Source organism: Verrucomicrobiia bacterium (genome assembly GCA_035495615.1).
In the GTDB taxonomy this organism is placed as follows: Bacteria; Omnitrophota; Omnitrophia; order Omnitrophales; family Aquincolibacteriaceae; genus DATJFP01.
Genome location: DATJFP010000085.1, coordinates 1 through 14,202 on the forward strand (window position 1 = coordinate 1; position 14,202 = coordinate 14,202).

The following is a 14,202-nucleotide window of genomic DNA, read 5'->3' on the forward strand; positions in this document are numbered from 1 at the left end:
AGCGGCAATTCCGGATTCACGCCGCCCTGGATCAGCACCTGCGTGCCGCCGAGATCGACCAGCTCCTGGATCTTCTGAAAAATCTGTTCGTAGGTCAGGACGTAAGCTTCCTTGTCGCCGGGACGGCGGTAAAAGGCGCAAAAGTCGCAGTCGACCACGCAGGCATTGGTGTAGCTGACGTTGCGGTCCACGATGAACGTGACCTGGCCCGTGGGGTTCTGGCGCTTCACGAGCGTCTGCGCGGCCTGCCCCAGCTTGAGCAGGTCCCCGGAATAAAGCAGGACGCCCTCTTCCTGGCTAAGCCTTTGCCCGTCGAGGCGCCTCGCGAGAATTTCGTCGATTTTGTCCTGAAGACCCGTCACGTCAAACCTCTTTGAAGAATTCGATTTTTTTCGCTTTCGGCGAAACACCCAGGCGCTGCGCGAGGCGGTAGAAAAGCTCGAGGCCTTCCATCACGCCTTCGTCCAGATGAAAATTGAGATTGAAAAAATACCCGTAGACCTTGGGAAATTTAGGATCGAGAAACGTGATGTTCATCGCTTCTTTCAAAAGCCCTTCCAGGTCCGTAAGATTGCGGTCGCGGCTCTCGCGCAGGTCCTTGAGGATGAGCGCCACTTCTTCCGGATGCGCCTGGGCGAAATCGCGGCGCACGGCCCAGACCGCGAAGCAAAACGGTTTTTCGGTCCAGTTCCACCACAGCTCGCTCAAATCGTATTTGTAGACAAATTCGTCCGGCGCGTAAAAAAGCGCCTCGTCGCCGATGACCAGGGCGGCCTTGCATTTGGAAAGCGCTTCGTCCGGGCCGGCCTGGGAAGAAATGAATTCATTTTTAAATTTGAACTTGAATTTCATCAGGACGCGGAGCAGCGTGGCCGAGCTGAGGCTCTGGCGCGTCAGAAGAATGGTTTCGCCGTCCAGCTTTTCGATCGGAACTTTGGAAAAGAGCAGCACGCTTCCGGAAAAATCGCGGGCGCCAATAGCCAGATCAGGCAGGAGCATGTACTGGTCCGCATGGTTCAGGTATTCCAGAGAGGAAATCGGGGCCAGGTCGACCTTCCCCTTGCGCATGGCCAGGTTCACCTTGGTCGGATAGGCTTCGTAGAGCTCGTAGGCCGAGGCCTTCCAGGCGGCGCCTTCGAAAAGCCGGTGATAAAAAGGAAGGCAGTTGATGTAGGAAATTTTCCCGATGCGCACCAGCGTTTTGAGCCCGCCCATCTTCATCTCTTGGCCTCCTGAAGCCGTCCCACCCAGCGGGGATAAAGCGCGTGGGAAATGTCGAGTTGATCCAGGACTTTGCCCACCACGAAGTCCACGATTTCTTCGATCGTTTTGGCGCCCGAGTAAAACCCCGGCATGGCCGGCACGACGCGCACGCCGAGGCGCGCGAGTTTCAGCATGTTTTCCAGATGGATGGCGGAGAGCGGCGTTTCCCGCGGGACGATGACGAGCCGGCGGTTTTCCTTCATGACGCAGTCCGCGGCGCGGTGGATGAGGTTTTGCGAAATCCCGGCAGCAAGCGCGCCGAGCGTGCCCATGCTGCAGGGAACGATGGCCATAGCTTCGACAGGATAGGAACCGCTGGCAATGGGGGCCGCGAAATCGCGGACGGAATGGACTTGAAGCTTTCCTTCGAGGTCACGGCCGAGGAAAGGGGCCCAGCTTTCGAGATGGAGAGGATTCGAGACCGGAGCGCCAAGCTCTTCGGCGATGACAAGGCGCGCGGGATCGGAAACCACGAGATCGACCTTGCGGCCGGATTCGAGCAGGACCTGGACCAGCCGGATCCCGTAAACCGCGCCGCTCGCACCGGTGAGCGCCACAACAATGGGTTTCACTTTAAGACCTCCGAATCCAAAGATCCGTCAGGGTGGCTGCAAAAAGGCCGAGGCTTATGATCGCATTGAGGGTGAAGAACGCTTCCTGGATCTTTTTCAGGCCGAACGACTTAATGAGCCAGTGTTCGCGCACCAAGAGGATGACTACGGCCGTCAGTCCCGAAGCATAAATCCAGCCCAAACCCGCCTGCCAGCCCATGGCCGCCCAGGCAACCACGGTAACGCCATGGAGCCACGCGGTCACGCGCAGGCTTTTTTCCAGCCCGAAACGCGAGGGAAAAGAAAAAAGGCCCTCACGGCGGTCAAAATCCACGTCCTGAAGGGCATAAATGATATCAAAACCCGCCACCCACGCTGTAATCCCGATCATCAGAAGGCCGGGAACCCAGGAAAAATCGCCCCGGGCGGCGATCCAGCTTCCATAGGGGGCAATGCCGAGTATGATACCCAAAAGGGCATGTGAAAGCCACGTAAATCTTTTCATCACCGGGTATAACCACGCGAGAAGTAAGGGAAAAACTGACAACTTGAAACACAAGGGACCGAGGATCCACGCGCTCACTTCGAACACGGCAAAAAACATCAGCGTGAGGGCCCAGACAAAGGGCCGGGAAAGTTTTTTCGCGGGCAGCGCGCGGCCGCTCGTGCGCGGATTGCGGGCATCGATGGCAGCGTCGATCAGGCGGTTGGCGCCCATGGCCATGCTGCGGAAGCTGACCATGGCCACCGTGATCCAGAAAAAAAGCCGGCCGCGCGGCATGCCGCGTTCGGCGAGAAAAAGCCCCATGTACGCGAACGGCAGCGCGAACACCGAATGCTCGAACTTGATCATCTCGAAGTAGATCCGGGCCTTCGCAAGAACCGGCGATCTCCCCTGCGGCTCGGTCATGCCGGGCCTCCCTGCGGCACAAACTTCCGGGCCAGCCTGCGCCCGAGCGCGGCCGGCACCTGCACCAGCACCGCGAAGGATTCGCCCTGCCAGGACTTGAAAATCTTTTTTAAGCGGACGATTTCATCCATTTCAAAGTATCCCGATTTTTTCAAAAGACGCAGGGCTTCGGCTCCCGCTTTTCTTTCCGTCATGAAACGCACCGCCGCGCGGATCCACAAGAGGCCGAAAAAAACGCTGAGCAATTTTCCCGCCGCGGCCGGAACGCCCGGCACCATGGACAAAACAAGCGCCGCCCAGGCCATGGCCGTGGCCGGAACTTCCCAGAACGGATTCGAGAAAAACGATTCGGGCGATCCCAGGCTTCCGGGAAAACGCGCCCAGAGAGCGGCTTCCCGCGCGACCGCGGCAATTTCCCAGAGGCTCACGCCTTCATACAGCGGCGCAGAGAGGGTCATTTTTTTCTCGGCGGGGTCCCGGGCCGCGCGGCCGCGTTCGATGGACGTCGCGGGATAATCACATTCGTCCAGAATGAAACGCGCGGCCTCGCTTCCGGTGACGCGCCGGCGGTTCAAATGCGTGCCGTAGCGGAGAAAAGCCACCCGCTGGACAAGGCAGGCCATGACCGAGGCCAGGAGAAACAAAAGCGCGGCTGTCAAAATTCCTCCGCTATTCTTTCAAGGATTCGAGGCGCGTCAAAAGATTTCTCATGTCCGCCGGCAAATCCGATTCGAAATAAAGCCGTTCATGCGTGGTCGGATGCCGGAATCCCAGCGCCCTGGCGTGCAGCGCCTGCCGGTTGATCCACGGCGACGCCACGCCGTACAGAATGTCGCCCAGCACGGGATGGCCGAGATACGACATGTGCACGCGGATCTGATGCGTCCTCCCGGTCTTGGGATAGACTTCCAGCAGCGTGGCCCTGTCGTAACGCTTCAGAACCTTGAACAGCGTGGCCGCGTCTTTTCCGCCTGAAGGCTTCACGATGACTTTTTTGCGGTTCAAAAAAGCGCGGCCCACGGGTTCTTCGCAAATGCCTTCCTCGTGCTGCACCGTGCCCCGCACGATAGCCTGGTAAACGCGGTCGATGGAATGATCCTTGAACTGACGCGCGAGAAAACGGTGGGCCCTGTCGTTCTTGGCCACGACCATGATGCCGGACGTGTCCTTGTCCAGGCGGTGCACGATGCCCGGGCGCATGGGATTGGCGCAGCGGGCCAGCCCGTGCGCGTGAAAGAGCAGCGCGTTGACCAGCGTGTGCTCGAGGTTGCCGTGGGCCGGATGCACGACCATGCCCGCGGGCTTGTTGACGACGATCAGCTCCTCGTCTTCGTAGACGATCTCGACCGGAATGTCTTCGGCGCGAGCGGTCATGTCCGGCTTCAAATCCCAGGACACTTCCACCTGGTCCGCGATTTTGACTTTGTAATGCGGGCTGACTTCTCTGCCCTGGACCTGCACGCGCCCTTCTTCGATGAGCTTTTTGATCTGCGAGCGGGAAAAGCGCTCGGCCATGACGGTCGCCAGAAAAATGTCCAGCCGCGACCCTTCGTATTCCTCTTCGACGGTGATCTGCTCGCGGTCCATGGCTAGCTTTTCCTTGCTGCGCGGGTTCCGAAAAGATAAAGCGGCAGCGCGGCAAGGAAAAAAGCAACGCTCAGCCACTGGTTGTATGTCAAGCCGAAAGCCTTTGGATTTTCCTGCCGCACGCATTCCACGGTGAAGCGGATGAGCGCATAGAGCATGAAATAAAGCCCCAGCACTTCCCCGTCAAAACGTTTGCGGTCGTACCGGCGGCGCAGGAAAAAAAAGAGCAGAACATTCAGCGCCGCCTCGTAAAGCTGCGCGGGATGCCGGGCCGCGCCGCCGTCGTCCGGAAAACGCACGGCCCACGGGAGCTCGCAAAAATCTCCTTTGCAGCAGCCGTTCAAAAAACATCCGAGACGGCCGAACGCATGCGTCAACGTCACATAAGGGATCACGAAATCCAGCCCCTTCAGGGGAGAAATGCCGCGCAGGCGCAGAAAAATCCACACGGCGATGATGGAAAAGATGACGCCGCCATAATAAATCAGGCCGCCTTCCCAGATGGCAAACAGCATATAGGGACGCCCCGCGTACTCATGCCAGTTTTGAAAAGTATAGAGAAGGCGGGAGCCGAGGAAACCCGAAAGGAGAACGACAAAAACCAGATCGAAGACGAAATCAGGCGGCGGAAAGCCCTGGCGGCGGGCTTGACGGCCCATGAGGAAAAGCGAAAGCAGGACGCCGGCCGCGACCGACATCCCGAAAGAATAAATATGAAAAGGTCCCCAGCTCAGGAGTATGGGTTTCATGGTGGATCACTTTTTCAGGATGCGGGGGTTGATTTGCGGAACTTGTCGCACACGAATTTCAGCAGGTAAAGGCCCACGCCCACGGTGATGGCGCTGTCCGCAATATTAAAGACGGGCCAGACCTGAAAATCAAGGAAATCGATGACCGCATGCACGCGGCAGCGATCGATCCAGTTGCCGAGCGCCCCGCCCAGGATAAGTGCCATGGAAATCTGGGCGGAAAGCCCGTCGCCCGCCAGGCGCGGCCCTGCCAGAATAAGAAGGACGATGCTCAAGCTGATGACCGCGAACAAAAGAAGGCCGCTGTTCTGGAAAAAGCCGAACGCAATGCCTGTATTATAAATGAGGGTGAAATGGAAGACGCCCGGAATAACGGGAACGCTCTGTCCCAGGGCAAGGTGGCCTACCATGAAGAGCTTCGAAAGCTGGTCGAGAAGGACCGTCAGGAAGACCGTGGCATAAAAACGGACTAAGAGGCGGGACGTTGTTTTTTCTCCTCGATTTCCTGGCACTTGATGCAATACGGAGCATAAGGCATGGCCAGAAGACGCTTCACCGGGATCGGCTTGCTGCAGGGCTCGCAAATGCCGTAGGTTCCGTCCTTGATCTTCCGCATGGCATCGTCAATGAGATTGAGGATGTTCTGCTCGTTGGACGCGAGGCCGAGATTGAATTCGCGGTCAAAATTGTCCGTGGCCATATCGGCCATGTGGAAGGAATAGCCGGAAAGGTCGCCCGCCGCGTCGCGCTGGCTTTTGTTCAGAGCATCGCCTTCGATATGCTCGAGGCTGCCCGCGATCTTCGAGCGCAGGTCTTCGAGAAGCTTCTTGAACTTGCTGAAGTCCTTCTTGTCGATTTTTTCTTCTTTTGCCGAGGTTTTCGGTTCGCTCTTTTTCTTATTAGGCATAAAGACCCTCGCGGATAGGTGGTAAAAAAAGAAAGCGTATTATAAAACGTTTACCGTCAAAAGCAATAACTTTCTGGGGTCTGTCCGGGGAGCGTAACCCCGCGGCATTACTCCTTTTCCGCGGCCTCTTCTTCGGTGAGCACGATGTCTTCGGCGGGCTGGAGAGGGTCGATTCCCCTCTTCTTCATTTCCCGGGTCATGGCCTTGATGAAGGCCTCGACGACTTCGGGGTCGAATTGGCTTCCGGCGCAGCGGCGGAGTTCCTTGAAGGCGGTTTCGATGGGCCTGCCGCTGCTGTAACAGCGCGTGGAAACGATGGCATGGAAGGCGTCCACGACCGCCACGATCCGCGATTCGACAGGGATCTGGTCGCCTTTCAGGCCGCGCGGGTAGCCGGAGCCGTCGAAATTCTCGTGGTGGCAGCGGATGACTTCGCGCACTTCCTTGAAATCCGTGAGCGGCTCCAGGATCTTGGCGCCCTTGTCCACGTGGGTCCGCATGATCTCCCACTCGTCCGGCGTGAGCTGGGAAGGCTTATTGAGGATGCGGTCGGGAATCCCGATCTTGCCCACGTCGTGAAGAATCAGGCCCGCGGACAGGATGTCCTTTTTACGTCCCGACAGATCCAGCCCCATTTCGCGCGCGGTGATGAGGCCGAGGCGTTCCACCTGCCCGATGTGCCCGAACGTGTAGGCGTCCTTGGCATAAACTTCCGACGCGAGCGAGCGCATGATTTCATAATAGGTCTTCTGTTCTTTGTCCCGGAGGTGCTTGACCTGTGACAGCTGGTGCTCGAGCTCCTGTTTTTTCTCGACCAGGCTGCGGTGATATTCCGCGGCCTTGATGGCCATGGAACAGTCCTGCGTCATGATCTGAAAAAAAACGATGTCCTTGTGCGAAAACGGGCGCTTGTCGCGGCGTTCCCCGATCAGCACCAGCCCCAGCAGGCTTTTCTTGAAATAGGCCGGGACCACAAGCTTCAGATGCAGGCTTTTCAGCACGCGCAGGATCTCGTCCGCTTCCGCTTTAAGGTCTTCGTTCAGCGCGGCCGCGTGCGCCTTGAGATTTTTTTTGAGCACGGACTCGGAAAGATAATCTGCTTTGAGCAGCGACTTTTTGGGGGCCGGATGCACGAACCAGCGAACAAGAGGATGGTCGGTTTCGAATTTGACGAGGCTGGCCGGAATGCGTCCCGTGCCTTTGGAGTCCACGAAGGAATAATGCTTGCGGTCTTCCTTGAAGACCATGATGCCGGTGTGAGAGATGTTCATTTCCCGGTCGAGATACCGGGTGATCATACGGAGGAGGCGGTCGGGCCTTTTCAGCCGGACCATGCTTTGGGAGATGTCCCTTAAGACCGCCTGGTAATCAATGGCGGACGCCTGTTTCATTAACGGTTCCCGGTCAGAAGCTCGATTTTGTCCTGCACGTCTTTTTCGAGGTATTCCAGGCTGAGCGGCTTGGTGATGTAATTGTCCGCGCCCAGGCGCATGGCCTCTTCGATCTTCTCGCGCGTCTCGATCGCGGTCACCATGATGACCTTCGTGCGCGGAAAATCCTTTTTGATCTGGCGGAGCACGTTCATGCCGTCCATGCCGGGCATGTGGATGTCCAGCAGCACGACCTGCGGCAATTCGGCCTGGATCATCTGCAGGGCCTCGGGCCCGTTATGCGCGGTGCGGACATCAAATTCCCTTTCTTCGAAAAACGCTTTCAAGAAATCGCAGATTTCCACTTCATCGTCGACCACCAGCAGCTTGCTCATACGGTCCTCCTAAAAGACTCTGATGTCACGTTTCGGGAAACAGGGTTAACGAAACCTTTTCCTCTGCGGAGGAAATCGGCTTCGAGGCTTCGAGATACGGAAAACGAACGATAAAAAGACTTCCCGCGCCTTTGCGGCTTTCGGCCCGGATCGATCCGCCGTAACGGTGCACGATCTGCTTGGTGACGAAGAGGCCGAGCCCGACCGCGTCATGGCGCGTCGTGAAAAACGGATTAAAAAGCTTGTCGATGTGTTCGGCTTCGATGCCCTGCCCCGTGTCGGAGATCTGGATATCGATGATCTCGTCGCGGGCATGGTAATTCATATCGATGTGGATCTTTCCCTGGGAGCCGATCGACTGAACCGCGTTGAGGATGAGGTTTAAAAACACTTCCCTGAGCTCGTGCACGTTCCCGTAAAGCGCCGGGATCGTGCCCCGTAGAGACTTCGTGATTTCAATCCCGTCCAGCGAGGTCTGGTACGACACGAGCGCGATAGTATCTTCGAGAATCTGCTCGAGCCTGAGGCTCTCTTTCGGCGCTCCGGACCCCTGCGAAAACATCAAAAGCTTCCTGGTAATATCGGCCGCGCGCTTGGTTTGCTTCACGATGGTTTTGAGCACTTCCTCGACCTGGTCGTTCATGTGTGCGCGGTCTTTTTTGAGGAGCAGGACCTGCGCCTTGCCGGAGATGATCGTGAGCGGATTGTGGATCTCGTGGGCGATGCCTGTCGCCAGCTGTTCGATGGCCTTGATCTTCGTGCTCTGGATGAGCTGCGACTGGATGTCCTGCAGCTCGGAATTTGCGAGCCTTAATTCCTGCACGCTCAGCGCGTTGTGGATGTAAGTCGCGACCGGCGCCGCGAATTCCCGGAAGAAATGAAAATCGCTTTCGTCAAACACCGCGTCCGGCACCTGCGCGGAAAACGCGATGAGGCCCGTGAGTTCTTTTTTCACGAAAAGCGGGATCACCCACCGGCAGCGCAGGCTCTCGAAATCATGCGTGAGCTTGTTGGCTTCCTGCCAGGCCAGCATGCGCACCACACGGTCGCGCACGATGACATGCGTGCCGTTTTCGCGGACCATCTGGAGCAGCGGCGAATCCTGCGGCAGACGCACGCGCCGGTAATCGGAAACATTCCAGCCGAAGGCGGACGCGATCTCGAAGTCCCCTCGCACGCGGCTCGGCACGACGAGCGCCACGCTTTTCAGCTGCATGACTTCGCCGAACGTATTCACGACCAGGTTCGCAAGCTCATTCAGGTCGAGGATGAGCGCGAGTTCTTCGGTGAGATTCATGAGCGTGATGTGGCGGAAGCTCTTCTTCTTGAAGAAGTAATTCTTGAGGAACTGGCTGCAGAAAGAATCCAGCGGCTTGTACACCACCAGGCAAAGCGCGGTCATCAGGAAGACGGTAAAAAGCGGCTGGGAAAGCCACGGCGAGGGGAAAAACCGCGCTGGCAGGCGGGAAAAAAGATAAAAGCTCACGGCCCCGGTCAGGAACAGCGCGGCTCCGACCAGGATTTTTCTTGCGACTACTTTACGCTTCTTGAAATAAAAGCTCATCGCCTGCCCCGTGAAAATTTTTGAATCAAGCCTTGATGGCCTCCACTGCGTCCAAGCACTTGTCGCACAGGCCCGAATGTTCCTTGTGCGTTCCGACGAAAGGCGAATACGTCCAGCAGCGCACGCATTTCGCGCCGTCCGCCTTTTCCACCGACAACGTGATTTTTGCTCCCGCGCCTTCGCCGAGGTACGGCACCTGTTCTTCGTCCTGCCGCGCGCCCTCGAGCACGTGAATCTGCGACACGATGAAAACGCGCCGCAATTCGTCCCAGTTCTTTTCCAAAATGCGCGCCAGCCCCGCGTCTCCGACCTTGAGGTACAGCTTCGCTTCCAGGCTCGAGCCGATCATCCCGCTCTCGCGCTTTTTCTCGAGCGACGGCGTGATGGAATCCCGAATCGCGCGGATGTGGGACCATTCTTCGTAGCCGTCCCAGCGGCGCTCTTCCGCCTGCCACAGGCTCTCATGCACGGACTTCACGCCGCTTTCGATCGGAAACGAGCGCCAGACTTCGTCCATCGTCAGCGGAAGAATGGGCGCGAGCCACTTGGCCATGTTGCGCAAAATGTAAAAGAGCCCGGTCTGCGCCGAACGCCGCAAGGCGCCGTCGCGCCGCCCCGTGTAGAGGGTGTCTTTCAGAATGTCAAAATAATACGAGCTCAGCTGGACCGTGCAGAAATTATAGATCAGCTGGTAGATTTCGTGAAAGGCAAACGACGCGTACGCCTCGTCCACCTGTTTGCCCAGCTTGTCGGTCGTGACGATGGCCCACTTGTCCAGCGGGTTCAGCACTTCGAATTCTACCGCGTCTTGGTCCGGGTTGAAATCATATAAATTGGCCAGGATGTACCGGAAGGTATTGCGGATCTTGCGGTAGGAGTCCGCCAGCTGCTTCAGAATGTCCGGGGAAAGACGCACGTCGAACTGGTAGTCGCAGGATGAAACCCACAACCGCAGGATGTCGGCGCCGTATTGTTTCATGACATCCTGCGGGCTCACCACATTGCCCGCGGACTTGGACATTTTCTTCCCTTCGCCGTCCATCACGAAGCCATGCGTCAGCAGGCCGCGGAACGGCGGCGTTTCCTCGATGGCCATGGCCGCCGTGAGCGAGCTCTGGAACCAGCCGCGGTGCTGGTCCGAGCCTTCCAGGTACAAGTTCGCGGGATAGCGCAGCTCTCCGCCGGTTTTTTCCGAATGGCGCAGGACAGCCTGATGGCTGACTCCCGAATCAAACCACACGTCGATGATGTCTTCGTCCTGTTTGAGATTCGAGGAACCGCACTTGCACTTGAATCCTGACGGCAGGAAGTCCGTTGCCGGGCGGCTGAACCAGGCGTCCGCGCTTTCTTTTTCGAAAACTTCCCGGATTTTTTTCGCGTCCGCGGGAAAGCTGGTCTGGCAGTCCAGGCAATGCACCATGGGAATGGGCACGCCCCAGTAGCGTTGGCGCGACAGGCACCAGTCCGGGCGCGTCTCGACCATGGTACCGATGCGGTTCTTGCCCCAATCGGGCGTGAACTTGATTTGATTCTGGATCGCCGCGCTCATGCGCTCGCGCAGGTCTTTATGCTCGATCTTCATGAACCATTGCGGGGTCGCCCGGAAGATGATGGGCTTTTTGCAGCGCCAGCAATGCGGATACGAGTGAGAGTATTTTTCCTGGTGCGCCAGCGCGCCTTTTCCCTGAAGGATCTCGATCACCTTCGCGTTGCCCGCCTTCAACACGTGGAGGTTTTCCGCTTCCGGAAATTCATTCGTGAATTTTCCCCAGTGATTGACCGGCGACAGGATCGGAAGGTGGTTCTGGATGTACCCGTACACATAGTCGTCTTCACCATGGCCCGGTGCGATATGCACGATGCCCGTACCGTCGGTCGCGGACACGTAATCGGCCATGATCACTTTGGATTCGCGGTTCAAAAATGGATGCTTCGCGGTTTTGCCGGCAAAGGCCTTTCCTTTTTGAACGCCGAGTTCCTTGACCTGGCTCCAGCCCAGCTTGCCCTGGAGTTTCCCGAGCAGTTCGCTGGCCAAGATGAATTTGCCTTTTTCCGTTTCGACCGTGACGTAGTCGAGATCCGGATGAAACGCAAGGCCCACGTTGGCGGGAAGTGTCCAAGGGGTGGTCGTCCACACGAGGTAATTCAAGCCGGGCGCATCGGACGCCGGGAAAAGCACGTACACCGTGTCGTCCAGCTTGTCTTCGTATTCCAGCTCCGCATCCGCGAGCGCGGTTTCGCAGTCCCAGCACCAGGGCACGGGCTTGAGGCGCTGCTCGATGTAGCCTTTGTCGTAGATTTTCAAAAAGGATTCCGCGATCGAGGCCTGATACGAATAGTTCATCGTGAGGTACGGCTTGTCCCATTCGCCGAAAACGCCCAGGCGCTTGAATTCCTCGCGCTGGATGCCGACGAATTTTTCCGCGTACGCGCGCGCCTGCTTGCGGAACGGCACGCGCTCGACTTCTTCCTTGCGCTTGCCCATGTCTTTCAGGCATTGGTGTTCGATCGGAAGGCCGTGGCAGTCCCAGCCCGGAACGTACGGCGCGTCGTGGCCCTTCAGCGTCTGGTATTTGACGATGATGTCTTTGAGGATTTTGTTCAGTGCATGGCCGATGTGAATGTGCCCGTTCGCGTACGGCGGGCCGTCATGCAGGACGTATTTCGTCTTGCGCTTTTTTGAAGCCTCGCGCAGGCGCGGATAAAGCCCTTCCTCTTCCCATTTCTTCAAAAGCTCCGGCTCGCGTCGCGCGAGGTCGGCTTTCATGGGAAATTCCGTCTGCGGAAGATTCAGCGTGTCTTTGTAATTTTTTTCCTGCGTCATAAATTAAACCGCCGCGATAAAGCTCTCGACGAGCTTATCGAGTTTCGGCCCGGCTTCATTGGCCGTTTTGATGATTTCCTTGATGTTCACGGGCTCCAGATGGTCCGGATCGCAAAGGTCCGTGACCACGCTGAGCCCCAGCACTTCCATGCCCATGTGCACGGCCGCGATCACTTCCGGCACCGTGGACATGCCGACAAGGTCCGCGCCCATGCCGCGCATCATGCGGTATTCCGCGCGCGTTTCCAGGCAAGGGCCGCTCACGCCGAGATACACGCCGCGGCGCAGCGAAATCTTTTCCTTACGCGCGGCCGCTTCGGCGATTCCTGCCAGCCGCGCCGAATACGGCTCGATCATGTCCGGAAAGCGCGGGCCCAGGCGCTCGTCGTTGGGCCCGATCAAGGGATTCGTCCCCATGAAATTAATGTGGTCTTCGATCAGCACCAGCTCGCCCTTGCGGTAGGCCAGGTTCAACCCGCCCGAGGCATTCGTCACGACAAGGACCTTCGCGCCCAGCATCTTCAGAACGCGCACCGGGAACGCGACCTCATCCATGCTGTAGCCTTCATAATAATGAAAGCGCCCTTCCATCGCGGCCACGGCTTTGCCGGCCAGCGTTCCGAACACGAGTTTGCCCTGGTGCGACTCGACCGTCGCCTGCGGGAAATGCGGCACCTGATCGTAGGCGATCTCGGTCTTTCCTTCGATCTTGCGCGAAAGGCCTCCGAGTCCCGTTCCCAGAATCACGGCGATCTCGGGCTTTGCCTCGACGGCGCGCGAGACGGCTTCGGCGGCCTCATCGATGCGTGCAAGGAGATCATGGCCGGATTTCTGAACCTGCTTCATGGGCATGGAGATTTCCTAGGCCGCTCCGAACTGATAAGCCGCGGTGAGCAGGATCCGGACCAGCACGGTATTGACGAAATGCAGCGCGATGAAAGCGACGAGCGGCGTCATGTCGAGCATCCCGATCTGCAGCGGGATTCGGCGGAAAGGCGCGAGAATCGGCTCCGTCACCTGGTTCAGGAACTGAACGATCTGATGGTAAGGGTCCACGGGAAACCAGGAAATGATGATCCTCGCGAAGATCAGCCAGTAAAGGAGCTGGCAAACGCCGTTGATCAAAAAGGCCAGGCTCTTAAAAAGTTCCCCGAAAATAAACATCGAATTCCTCCTTGGTTCCTAAATGTTCAGGCGCCGCGTAATTCCCGGCCGCGCTTTTCCGCGGCCTCGAACGCCTGCAAAAATGATTCCTCGACGCCCTTGTCGGCCAGCACTTTGAGCGCGGCCTCGGTCGTCCCGCCTTTGGAAGTCACCATCGCGCGCAGTTCCGCCGCGCTTTGCGCGGAAGCCTGCGCGACGAGCGCGGCGCCCACGGCCGTCTGCGCCGCGAGAAGCTCGGCGGTTTCCCGCCCGAGTCCTTTTTCCATGGCCTTCTTCGCCATCAGCTCCATGAGCAGGAAAAAATAAGCCGGCCCGCTGCCGCTCAGCGCGGTGATCAGGTCAAAATGCGATTCGTCGAGCCGCACGGTTTTCCCGCAGGCCGAAAAAATTTCTTCCGCGCAGTCCAGCCCGGCCCCGGACGAAGACGCGAGCGCGGTCATGGACTGCCCCACCTTCGCGCCCAGGTTCGGCATCGCGCGCACGAGCACGGATTCCCCAAGATGCTGGCGCAGCTTGTCCAGCGACATGCCGGCCAGAATTGAAATGACGATGTGCCGCGGCCCCAGCGCTCTCTTCAGCTCCGGCGAAACCGAGGTGAGGTCCTGGGGCTTGACCGCGAGTAAAACGATGTCGGTTTTCTGGACAAGCTCGGTATTGGAATTTGCGGCATGCACCCGCGCCTCTTCCGCGAAACGGCCGGATTTGGCGGCGTCTTTGTCAAACACCCACAGATTTTCCGAAGCCACGAGCCTGCGGGAAAGAAGGCCGTCGAGAATGGCGCTGCCCATGTTGCCGACGCCGACAAGACCGATTTTTTTTCCCTTCAGAGCCATGACGCGTTTTTCCCTTGGATTTAAAAAAGGCGGGTTATTGTAACACAAACCACTGTAAGGGGAAACGGTTCGATTACGCCATCAG

General features: G+C 58.0%; 16 protein-coding genes. All 16 read right to left on the reverse strand.

The genetic code is table 11. The features are described 5' to 3' along the window. Positions 1-362, reverse strand: a 362-nt coding sequence (locus VL688_10885; GenBank protein ID HTL48551.1) for a radical SAM protein, incomplete at its 3' end; no start/stop codon positions are given. 1 nt (position 363) lies between these two features. Next, positions 364-1,221: a menaquinone biosynthesis protein gene (locus VL688_10890; protein ID HTL48552.1), complete on the reverse strand. Its 858-nt coding sequence runs from the start codon at positions 1,219-1,221 to the stop codon at positions 364-366. Further along, positions 1,218-1,835 carry a flavin prenyltransferase UbiX gene (locus VL688_10895; protein ID HTL48553.1) on the reverse strand — a complete coding sequence of 206 codons (618 nt, stop codon included), beginning with the start codon at positions 1,833-1,835 and terminating at the stop codon, positions 1,218-1,220. Before VL688_10895 ends, VL688_10890 begins: the two co-directional genes overlap by 4 nt. A 1-nt stretch (position 1,836) precedes the next feature. After that, positions 1,837-2,724: a UbiA-like polyprenyltransferase gene (locus VL688_10900; protein HTL48554.1), complete on the reverse strand. Its 888-nt coding sequence runs from the start codon at positions 2,722-2,724 to the stop codon at positions 1,837-1,839. Next, positions 2,721-3,383 (reverse strand): zinc metallopeptidase, encoded by a 663-nt coding sequence (locus VL688_10905; protein HTL48555.1) that lies wholly within the window; start codon positions 3,381-3,383, stop codon positions 2,721-2,723. The genes VL688_10900 and VL688_10905 overlap by 4 nt, the downstream gene beginning before the upstream one ends. 10 nt (positions 3,384-3,393) lie before the next feature. Continuing rightward, the gene (locus VL688_10910; protein ID HTL48556.1) at positions 3,394-4,311 is read right to left on the reverse strand and encodes an RluA family pseudouridine synthase; all 918 of its coding nucleotides are present in this window, start codon (positions 4,309-4,311) and stop codon (positions 3,394-3,396) included. Positions 4,312-4,313: 2 nt separating this feature from the next. Then, a complete protein-coding gene (gene lgt, locus VL688_10915) occupies positions 4,314-5,060 on the reverse strand; it encodes a prolipoprotein diacylglyceryl transferase (GenBank protein ID HTL48557.1) in 747 nt (248 codons plus the stop codon). A 14-nt stretch (positions 5,061-5,074) separates the two neighbouring features. Beyond that, positions 5,075-5,506, reverse strand: coding sequence for a signal peptidase II (lspA, locus tag VL688_10920; protein HTL48558.1), 432 nt, complete (start codon positions 5,504-5,506; stop codon positions 5,075-5,077). Positions 5,507-5,529: 23 nt separating this feature from the next. Then, complete coding sequence (locus VL688_10925) at positions 5,530-5,967, reverse strand: TraR/DksA C4-type zinc finger protein (protein ID HTL48559.1); 438 nt, start codon at positions 5,965-5,967, stop codon at positions 5,530-5,532. A gap of 107 nt (positions 5,968-6,074) precedes the next feature. Beyond that, the gene (locus VL688_10930) at positions 6,075-7,358 is read right to left on the reverse strand and encodes an HD-GYP domain-containing protein (GenBank protein HTL48560.1); all 1,284 of its coding nucleotides are present in this window, start codon (positions 7,356-7,358) and stop codon (positions 6,075-6,077) included. Next, positions 7,358-7,732 (reverse strand): response regulator, encoded by a 375-nt coding sequence (locus VL688_10935; GenBank protein ID HTL48561.1) that lies wholly within the window; start codon positions 7,730-7,732, stop codon positions 7,358-7,360. The genes VL688_10930 and VL688_10935 overlap by 1 nt, the downstream gene beginning before the upstream one ends. Before the next feature lie 25 nt (positions 7,733-7,757). After that, on the reverse strand, positions 7,758-9,296 hold the full coding sequence (locus VL688_10940) for an ATP-binding protein (protein HTL48562.1): 1,539 nt from the start codon (positions 9,294-9,296) through the stop codon (positions 7,758-7,760). Positions 9,297-9,321: 25 nt separating this feature from the next. After that, positions 9,322-12,120 carry an isoleucine--tRNA ligase gene (gene ileS, locus VL688_10945; protein HTL48563.1) on the reverse strand — a complete coding sequence of 933 codons (2,799 nt, stop codon included), beginning with the start codon at positions 12,118-12,120 and terminating at the stop codon, positions 9,322-9,324. 3 nt (positions 12,121-12,123) lie between these two features. Beyond that, positions 12,124-12,972 carry a purine-nucleoside phosphorylase gene (locus VL688_10950; protein ID HTL48564.1) on the reverse strand — a complete coding sequence of 283 codons (849 nt, stop codon included), beginning with the start codon at positions 12,970-12,972 and terminating at the stop codon, positions 12,124-12,126. A gap of 9 nt (positions 12,973-12,981) precedes the next feature. Then, positions 12,982-13,284 (reverse strand): YggT family protein, encoded by a 303-nt coding sequence (locus VL688_10955; GenBank protein ID HTL48565.1) that lies wholly within the window; start codon positions 13,282-13,284, stop codon positions 12,982-12,984. A 26-nt stretch (positions 13,285-13,310) separates the two neighbouring features. Further along, the gene (gene proC / locus VL688_10960) at positions 13,311-14,117 is read right to left on the reverse strand and encodes a pyrroline-5-carboxylate reductase (GenBank protein HTL48566.1); all 807 of its coding nucleotides are present in this window, start codon (positions 14,115-14,117) and stop codon (positions 13,311-13,313) included. Between the last annotated feature and the right edge of the window lie 85 nt (positions 14,118-14,202).

Excerpts from the sequence above, each read along its gene's own strand:
- VL688_10890 (HTL48552.1), bottom strand. The coding sequence starts at position 1,221 with ATGAAGATGGGCGGGCTCAAAACGCTGGTGCGCATCGGGAAAATTTCC.
- VL688_10900 (HTL48554.1), bottom strand. The coding sequence starts at position 2,724 with ATGACCGAGCCGCAGGGGAGATCGCCGGTTCTTGCGAAGGCCCGGATC.
- VL688_10910 (HTL48556.1), bottom strand. The coding sequence starts at position 4,311 with ATGGACCGCGAGCAGATCACCGTCGAAGAGGAATACGAAGGGTCGCGG.
- lgt (HTL48557.1), bottom strand. The coding sequence starts at position 5,060 with ATGAAACCCATACTCCTGAGCTGGGGACCTTTTCATATTTATTCTTTC.
- VL688_10925 (HTL48559.1), bottom strand. The coding sequence starts at position 5,967 with ATGCCTAATAAGAAAAAGAGCGAACCGAAAACCTCGGCAAAAGAAGAA.
- VL688_10930 (HTL48560.1), bottom strand. The coding sequence starts at position 7,358 with ATGAAACAGGCGTCCGCCATTGATTACCAGGCGGTCTTAAGGGACATC.
- VL688_10935 (HTL48561.1), bottom strand. The coding sequence starts at position 7,732 with ATGAGCAAGCTGCTGGTGGTCGACGATGAAGTGGAAATCTGCGATTTC.
- VL688_10940 (HTL48562.1), bottom strand. The coding sequence starts at position 9,296 with ATGAGCTTTTATTTCAAGAAGCGTAAAGTAGTCGCAAGAAAAATCCTG.
- ileS (HTL48563.1), bottom strand. The coding sequence starts at position 12,120 with ATGACGCAGGAAAAAAATTACAAAGACACGCTGAATCTTCCGCAGACG.
- VL688_10950 (HTL48564.1), bottom strand. The coding sequence starts at position 12,972 with ATGCCCATGAAGCAGGTTCAGAAATCCGGCCATGATCTCCTTGCACGC.
- VL688_10955 (HTL48565.1), bottom strand. The coding sequence starts at position 13,284 with ATGTTTATTTTCGGGGAACTTTTTAAGAGCCTGGCCTTTTTGATCAAC.
- proC (HTL48566.1), bottom strand. The coding sequence starts at position 14,117 with ATGGCTCTGAAGGGAAAAAAAATCGGTCTTGTCGGCGTCGGCAACATG.